Source organism: Serratia marcescens (assembly GCF_001902635.1).
Classification (GTDB): domain Bacteria; phylum Pseudomonadota; class Gammaproteobacteria; order Enterobacterales; family Enterobacteriaceae; genus Serratia; species Serratia marcescens_F.
In genome coordinates this window covers 100,808-102,123 of the sequence record NZ_MJAO01000002.1, presented here as the reverse complement: position 1 = coordinate 102,123, position 1,316 = coordinate 100,808, and the positions used below count along the sequence as shown (strand labels likewise).

Annotated in this window: 1 protein-coding gene; it reads right to left on the bottom strand. The window is 50.6% G+C overall.

Annotation, left to right across the window (positions count from 1 at the left end; translation table 11 throughout):
- Positions 1-5: 5 nt before the first annotated feature.
- Entirely contained in the window at positions 6-1,310 is a 1,305-nt protein-coding gene (locus BHU62_RS02345) for a flavin-containing monooxygenase (protein WP_073529101.1), read from the bottom strand.
- Positions 1,311-1,316: the final 6 nt, after the last annotated feature.

Below are 1,316 nucleotides of genomic sequence, written 5' to 3'. Positions count from 1 at the left end.
CGCCTCTACCTTCTATTGAGTACTTCACGGTACTGCGCTAATAACTTAAGAAATTTCCACAGATCGACTTCCCACTGATGCCGGAAAGATCCGATGTAATAGTGCTGTCCAAGGTCGGGATTCTGTTCTTTCTTCATGCGGGTGAAATCGTGCAGCCCGGCAGACTGTGTGAAATACGCCTTGAGGTAATCCACCACGAATAAACCGTGAGACCGGGCAGAAACGCCCAACCCCGTGGCTGAATTGATGTACCCGACAAAGAGTAGGTTATTAAAGTTCTTGGGGACGATATGTAAAAAGCAATCTGGAATGCCGTTCTTGAGCTCCAGATATTTGCTGTCCAGGAATGGGAAACGGCGGTTATATCCCGTCGCGTAAATAAGGGTATCGACCTCAACATGCGAACCGTCGTCGAAGATCACGGTATTATCGCGAAATTCACGCACATCGCCTTTAGGCTGGATATCGCCGTGGCCGATAAAATAGAGCAGTTGCGAGTTCATGATGGGATGGGAGGCATCCAACGGATAATCCGGTTTCTTTAAGCCGAAATCCGTACCGTCATAGCCGGCAAGCTTAAAAACCTGCTGTATATACGCCAACGTTTCTTCGCGGGTGTCGAATTTATTCCCTAACCCTTCCATCCATCTCGGGGTCGGCAGGCCATTGATAAATTTGGGCTGATAGTAGTAACCGCGGCGCGTGCTGTGGTAGACGGCCTGGCAATGATGAACCGCGTCAACCGCGATATCGCAGCCTGAATTGCCGGCGCCGATGATCAAGACCCGCTTGCCCTTGATCCGTTCCGGCGTTCGATAATCGATCGAATGCATGATGTCGCCGGTGAAATGGCCGCGATAGGCCGGTTCAGGATACCGGGCCTCTCGTTGCATACCGTTGCTGACCAAAACAAAAGAATAAAACTTTCTTTCCCCGGTCGATAATTCAACCTGCCAGCCATTATCCTGCGGTTCAATGCGGACGACGGCGACGTTAAAATGGGCTTTTTCATATACCCCAAACGTTCTCGCATAATGGCGAATATACTGCTGCATCAGTGTATGGTTGGGGTAATGGGGATAATCTTCCGGCATGGGAAAATCGGGATATTGGGTATTGACCTTCGGGGAGATCAGATGCAATGACGGATAGGTGCGGCCACAGCGGCTGTCAGCATTCCATACGCCGCCAAAGTCCGACTCAGCCTCATACAGGTCATAGTCAATCCCCCCCTGGTTCAACTCTTTACCGAGGCTGACCCCATAGGGGCCACCGCCGATAATGCATACTCGTTTTCCTTGTACATCCATCAATGA